Origin of the sequence: uncultured Campylobacter sp., from assembly GCF_947255105.1 — a bacterium.
In the GTDB taxonomy this organism is placed as follows: domain Bacteria; phylum Campylobacterota; class Campylobacteria; order Campylobacterales; family Campylobacteraceae; genus Campylobacter_B.
This window is the reverse complement of sequence record NZ_CAMYFP010000015.1, coordinates 21,617-28,113: the sequence shown is the minus strand read 5'-3', so window position 1 is coordinate 28,113 and position 6,497 is coordinate 21,617. Positions and strand designations below refer to the sequence as shown.

Genomic DNA, 6,497 nt, shown 5'->3' with positions numbered 1-6,497 from the left:
TGAACTACAAAAAGCTTTCAAAAATCTTATGAAAGATAAAACAGTTATCATGATTGCTCACAGACTTTCTACAATTAAAGATCTCGATGAAATACTTGTGATGGATAATGGAAAAATTATAGAAAGAGGTTCTGACAAAGAGTTAATGTCAAGAGATACAAGATATAAGAGACTTCAAGATATGTTTAACAGTGCAAATGAATGGAGGGTTTCAAATGAAAGAGTTTTATAAAAAAAGATTTGCTCTTACAGATAAAGGAGCAAGAAATTTAAGTAAAGCAACACTGGCTTCATTTTTCGTTTATTGTATAAACATGCTTCCTGCGATATTACTAATGATTTTTGCTCAGGAAGTTTTGGAAAATATTGTTAAAAGCAAGGGATTTTATATAGCATTCTCAGTTTTTACCTTGATAGTAATGTATATTTTGCTTTCTATCGAATACGATAAATTATATAGCACAACATATCAAGAAAGTGCGGACTTAAGAATAAGGACAGCAGAGAATTTATCAAAACTACCTCTATCATACTTTTCTAAACACGATATTTCAGACCTAGCGCAAACAATCATGTCTGATATTGAAGGTATAGAGCATGCAATGAGCCACTCGATACCAAAAGTGGGCGGCATGGCACTCTTCTTCCCACTTATATCCATCATGATGCTGGTGGGCAATGTCAAGATGGGTTTAGCTGTAATTATTCCAACGATATTAAGTTTTATATTTATACCCTTATCTAAAAAACATTCAATTAAGGGGCAGAAAAGATATTATGACACTCTAAGAGAAAACTCAGAAAGCTTTCAGGAAAATATCGAAATGCAAATGGAGATTAAAGCATATGGCTTATCAGAGGAGATGAAAGAAAAGCTATATGAAAAAATGGATAAAAGTGAAAAAGTACACTTAAAGACAGAAATGGGACTTGTTTTAACTATGTCACTATCATCAATATTTAGCTTTATATCTCTTGCTGTTGTGATATTTATTGGCGTAAATTTAATTATTAATAAAGAGATAAGTGTTCTCTACCTTATAGGATACTTGCTAGCGGCTATGAAGATAAAAGACTCTCTCGATGCATCTAAAGAGGGTATGATGGAAATATTTTATTTAACGCCAAAGATTGAAAGGCTAAAAGAAATTCAAAATCAAAATCTCCAAGAGGGCAAAGACTATAAGTTAAAAAAATTTGATATTGATCTAAAAGATGTTGAATTTGCTTATAACAAAGACGCAAAAATTTTAAGGGGAGTTAGCTTTAAGGCAAAGCAGGGAGAGGTCACTGCCTTGGTAGGAGCAAGTGGCTGCGGTAAAACAACTATCTTAAAACTTATATCAAGACTTTATGATTATGACGAGGGACAAATCCTAATCGATGGCAAAGATATCAAAGAAATATCAACAGAATCACTTTTTGACAAGGTTTCAATAGTTTTTCAAGATGTGGTTCTTTTTAATCAAAGTGTTATGGAAAATATTAGGATTGGAAAGCAAGATGCAAGTGATGAAGAAGTTAAAAGAGCAGCAAAACTTGCCAATTGCACAGACTTTATAGAAAAAATGGACAAGGATTTTGATACAGTTATTGGTGAGAATGGTGCTGAGCTATCAGGTGGTGAAAGACAAAGACTATCAATAGCAAGAGCTTTTTTAAAGGACGCACCAATATTAATATTGGATGAAATAACAGCAAGCCTTGATGTAGATAATGAGAAAAAAATTCAAGAGTCTTTAAATAATTTAATTAAAGACAAAACTGTTGTCATAATTTCACACAGAATGAAATCCATAGAAAATGCGGATAAGATTGTAGTTCTTGAAAACGGAAGAGTGGAAAGCGAAGGTAAGCATGAAGAGCTTTTACAAAAATCAAAAGTTTACAAGAATTTAATAGAAAAAACAAAAATGGCAGAAGAATTTATCTATTAGAAGGATTAGAATGGACAGTAAAAAATTAAAAGTAAAAGATATAGATTGAGTCGTCGCGCTGTATGGTTGAATTAACTCTTTGTTTTAGGCTTAATTGTTGAAAAATTCATAGTTTTGAATTTGTATTTTTCACAAGAACTATCAACTTTTGATGATTTGGCTTTAAGACAGTTGATAAAATAGGTAAAATTATTGATATCGCAAGAACAGCTATAGACAAAGAAAAATATTTGGAAGAGTATAAGGAGCTAAATATTTTATTTGAATGGGAAAAGTAATAAAGATAGAAGAGATGGTCAAGCAATCCCATCTCTTTGTTTTTTCTACTGAGCAAATTCAGTTGTAGTTTTCAATCCTCTATAGCTATTGAAATTTAGAAGGTTTTTATTTTTTTTAACTATTCCCATTCTTCTTTTCCAAACGTCCTATATATCCCAAACCATTCAAAATACTAGGTCCTATTTTTTCTAATATTCCAAAATCCACCTAGTTATAGGACATTTTCAAATTCTTAGTTCCGTCCCAGTCCCAATACCAGTATAAATGGCGTTTATAAAAAATGAAAATTTTCTAAGAGTTAAGGAGTGAATCATCCTTGTCTTCATTGGCATTAAAAAGTGTTTTTATTGATTCCGAAATATCTGAAATTAATACTTTGATAGAATTAGCTTCATCTTCTGAGTATTGTGCATCAATATCTGCTTCTTCTATTTTTTTATCATTAAATATATGTCGTATCATTTCTATATAATCGAATTCTAATTCTTTTCCATCTTGAGTTACTATTTTTACACAATCATTTTCTTCTTCTTTATAAAATTTTAATTTCATTAAATTATACCTCCTTATATGATCTAAAATTATATTTCTTTATTCGTTTTTTTATCGAAGGCTTTCCCCCATCTGTCAATTCTGCAATCCAATCTAGTGTTTTTTTACCTTTTATTTCTGATTCTAAAGGCGCAGAATTAATATATAATTTTCCTCCATCATTTTTACATATTATTAAGTTTTGGGCATCTCCTAGCATCGGTATTGTAGCATTGTGAGAAACTAAAATAACTTGTTTATCTTCTTTTATCTTTTTTATCATTTCAATTAAATCATGATTAATATAATTAGTTGCTAAATTATCTTCCGGCTGATCAATAATTATTGGTGCAGAATTTGCCTTATATCCTAAAATCAAATCTAAAATTACAGCTGATTTCCAACCAGGACTTAAACTTTGATAATCTTTTCCGTCATTTGTTATAATTCGATACTCTTTTTTATTTGTATTCTCAATAGACTTATATACTTTATTTGCTAAATCAGAATGTGAATTGACTTTTGGTCTCTGTGAAAATTTGTTTTTCTCAAGTTTATTTGGAACTAATTCGTCAAAATTATTTAATCTATTTTCATTTTTTAAACATTCGTTAATAGAATCTACTAATTCATTTTCTGTAAGTTTAAATGAATTTTTAATACTTAAAGTGTGACCAGATACAACTATTTCTTTTGTTTTAAAAGCAACATCAAATTTCGATAGCTCCGATTTCGCATAATAAAAATCTTTAAGTGCTTTTAATGAATCATGTATGTAACTAAGTAGTTTTTCCCTATCGTTTTTTATTTGTGTGATTTTTCTGTCATTTTCAATATTCTTCTTGTTTGAATTCTCTAATGATTTATTAATCTTATCTATCAAAACATCATTTATCTTAGAAATTAGAGCCAGGTCATCTAATGCCTTATTTAATGCATTGATTTCACTATCTTTGCTGTCTATTATATGATGATTATTAAATAGCTCTTTAATATTTTTTAGTGTAATTTTATATTCTTTTATATTTGCCATGGATACAGACAAATTGTCTTTTACATCATTATTTGGTTTTATCTTTTCAATCACATTTTCTTTTATTTTTTCATTTGTAATAAGAAAATTTGGTGTTTTGATATGTGATAAATCATCTTTAAGTTTTTCAAGCTTTTCAGCACTATCTACTAGTGTATTAATTAATTCTTTTAATCTTTTTAAACTATTTCTTATACTGTTTATAGTTTCTTTTTCCTCTGGAAAAACTTTATCTATTATTGGTATTTCCCCTAAATCATTTTCACCATCTTTTATTATTGACATAATGAAATTTTGGCTAATATAATAAGGGCTAACACCTGTTGGATTCTCTATTTCAATATTTTTCACATCAAAATAATTATATTTAGATTCCTTAAAATCATTTTTAGATTCCCTAACTAAACTATCCACAAATAATGTTTTTCCACTTGAAGAACCACCTATAACCACATTTAATCCAGGAGTCATATTTACGTCAATTTCAATTTTTTCATTTTTGAGTTCAACTCTACCAAATGTTTTTGTCCAATTTTGTGGTGGTTCAGTGCTATAATACAACCTAGATTCTTCTGAGAGAGACAACCTCAAACCATCAAAACTTGGATCAGCAAGCATCCATGTAGGGGTAAAATCTTCTGCTTCTTTAGATTTTGTTTTTGGATAAATCTCTGGATTATAATTATCCGTACAAGTAATAAGGTTAACAAATTCATTAATTCCTATTCTTTTGAAATATTCCTTTGTACTTTCAATCCCTTTGCTACTTCTTGAGGTAAAACCATCAAAATGATTATGATAAATACTTTGCTCCATCGATGTGTCAAATCTAGTTTCCTTTGATGTTGCCTTATCAAACGTTCTATGCGATTGTCCTCCATGAGGTAATAATAAAAAATCATAAGTATCAAAAGCATTGATAATTATCTCTATGTTAGGTGTATTCTGATCCTCATCATTAATAATTTTATTGGGATATAATTCATCTAACTTTTTGTTTAATAAATCAATATTTTTTTCATTAATATCTACATTAAAAATAATATGGCAATGGTATGGTGGTGCATCTTCATATTTTTTTATGTGAAGTTCTACTCCTAACAGTACCGATACATTTTCCTTTATTAACTCCAGATATGCTTTTTTATTAATCGTATTATGATCTGTTAGGGAAATAAGAACTGGATTGTTTTTTGCCATTTTATTAATATTCTTTAATAATTCCTTCACATTGTAGGAAGCATTTAATTTATTTGGGTTTTCCGAAGTGTGAATGTGTATATCTACATAGGTTGATTTCATAAAATTCCTCCAACAATTATATCCTATCTCCATATGGCAAGTTTTTTATGTAGTTTTCCATAAATTTCCAATCAGGCATATATCCAATTTTCGAATATCTCTTTTCATTATCTATAACATATTCATTATCATTCATTAGCACAGGCAGTTTAAGAGTAAAATCTTTTCTAAAATGTGAGTTTAATTCTCTTCCAAAAGCTTGAAATTTAATTTTGCATTCATTCCTTATCAAAGTAGCAATAAATAATTTGGTATGAATACTAAGTGGTTCTTTTTCTTGCAATATCCCTACATTTTGTCCCGTGTAAAACGGTTCTTTTTGAACAAAACATGCTCCTAAGCTACCGCCTAAGGCTAAGGTAATAGTACCAGATGGATAAGGAATTATATTTTCGACTTCATCAATAAGTCCAGCCACACCATTTGGGTTTATATCACTTCTTGTAATGTAGTTATATTTTGGATTCTCTTTGGTTGTGGCTATCGCATCTATTCCATTTCCCATTGATGTATTAAACAAATCATGCAAATAAAAATCTTTCCAATTTTTTGCCTTAACTTCAGAATCGCACTTTATAATATCATTCTCGGTTTTTATACTATCTCTAATAGAGCCTTTATTCTTTCTCTCCACATTTTCAACGCTTTTCATGAATTTGTTGATAAAATCAAAGTCTGGTATATAGCCCTCATCAGAAAATTTTTTCTCAGAGTCAATCACGTATTCATCATTGTTCATTTTTGTGGGAAGTTTAATTTTAATTTTTTTACTATCTCCTACTCTACATTGCCTACCATAATTCCATTTATAGTTTTCACTGAAATTTATAATGGCAGTTATAAACAATCCAATTTTTCTATTTAGCTCAAAGTTTTTAGGTCTAAATATATTAACATCACTTGTTGCACAGAAATCTTCAGACTGATAAAAAGTAGTACATCCTACTTTTCCAGCAACGATACAGTTTCCAGAAAATTCTGGTTCTAAATTAATTCGTTGCTGTATTCCATTGTTTTCATTAGATGCAGATATATACGGAGTATCTCCAATATCGTACTCATCAGAGTAGTGATATATGCCTGCATTTATTGTAAATAATTTGTCTAAATTAAAATTTTTCCATTTACTAGTATTTAACATTATTTTCCACCACTCTTAATCAAATATGAATAATAATCACGGATAGTGCGTTCAAAATTGCTTGCGGTGAGTTTTGTATAATCAGTTTCCATATAAGCTTCAGCCAACCACTCATCTTTCCAAGTAACTTTCTTCATAACAGACAATCCTGGAACCTCTCTTTTATCTTTATATAACTCAAGCCATTTATCTTTTGTACTTACCCACAAACTATTGCCATCGATATCTGTTTTTTCAACTCTACCTAATCCCTTTCTCTTTATAAAATTATCTT

General features: G+C 29.3%; 5 protein-coding genes and 1 pseudogene. 2 read left to right on the top strand and 4 right to left on the bottom strand.

Annotated features, from left to right (window positions below; all coding sequences use genetic code 11):
* Both Q0X52_RS07180 and Q0X52_RS07175 read left to right on the top strand, forming a co-directional pair.
* A pseudogene (locus Q0X52_RS07180) lies at positions 1 to 232 on the top strand (ABC transporter ATP-binding protein); the annotation flags it as partial.
* Entirely contained in the window at positions 216 to 1,937 is a 1,722-nt protein-coding gene (locus Q0X52_RS07175) for an ABC transporter ATP-binding protein (protein ID WP_297576454.1), read from the top strand. The pseudogene Q0X52_RS07180 and the gene Q0X52_RS07175, both read left to right, overlap by 17 nt.
* A gap of 570 nt (positions 1,938 to 2,507) precedes the next feature.
* Here the strand turns inward: Q0X52_RS07175 and Q0X52_RS07170 are convergent.
* The 4 genes from Q0X52_RS07170 to Q0X52_RS07155 are packed head-to-tail and all read right to left on the bottom strand — an operon-like array spanning position 2,508 to position 6,432.
* On the bottom strand, positions 2,508 to 2,768 hold the full coding sequence (locus Q0X52_RS07170; protein WP_269499102.1) for a hypothetical protein: 261 nt from the start codon (positions 2,766 to 2,768) through the stop codon (positions 2,508 to 2,510).
* 4 nt (positions 2,769 to 2,772) lie between these two features.
* Positions 2,773 to 5,082: a hypothetical protein gene (locus tag Q0X52_RS07165; protein WP_297576450.1), complete on the bottom strand. Its 2,310-nt coding sequence runs from the start codon at positions 5,080 to 5,082 to the stop codon at positions 2,773 to 2,775.
* 16 nt (positions 5,083 to 5,098) lie between these two features.
* A complete protein-coding gene (locus tag Q0X52_RS07160; RefSeq protein ID WP_297576448.1) occupies positions 5,099 to 6,223 on the bottom strand; it encodes a restriction endonuclease subunit S in 1,125 nt (374 codons plus the stop codon).
* Positions 6,223 to 6,432, bottom strand: coding sequence for a hypothetical protein (locus Q0X52_RS07155; RefSeq protein WP_297576446.1), 210 nt, complete (start codon positions 6,430 to 6,432; stop codon positions 6,223 to 6,225). Before Q0X52_RS07155 ends, Q0X52_RS07160 begins: the two co-directional genes overlap by 1 nt.
* Between the last annotated feature and the right edge of the window lie 65 nt (positions 6,433 to 6,497).

Excerpts from the sequence above, each read along its gene's own strand:
- Q0X52_RS07170 (WP_269499102.1), bottom strand. The coding sequence starts at position 2,768 with ATGAAATTAAAATTTTATAAAGAAGAAGAAAATGATTGTGTAAAAATA.
- Q0X52_RS07175 (WP_297576454.1), top strand. The coding sequence starts at position 216 with ATGAAAGAGTTTTATAAAAAAAGATTTGCTCTTACAGATAAAGGAGCA.
- Q0X52_RS07165 (WP_297576450.1), bottom strand. The coding sequence starts at position 5,082 with ATGAAATCAACCTATGTAGATATACACATTCACACTTCGGAAAACCCA.
- Q0X52_RS07160 (WP_297576448.1), bottom strand. The coding sequence starts at position 6,223 with ATGTTAAATACTAGTAAATGGAAAAATTTTAATTTAGACAAATTATTT.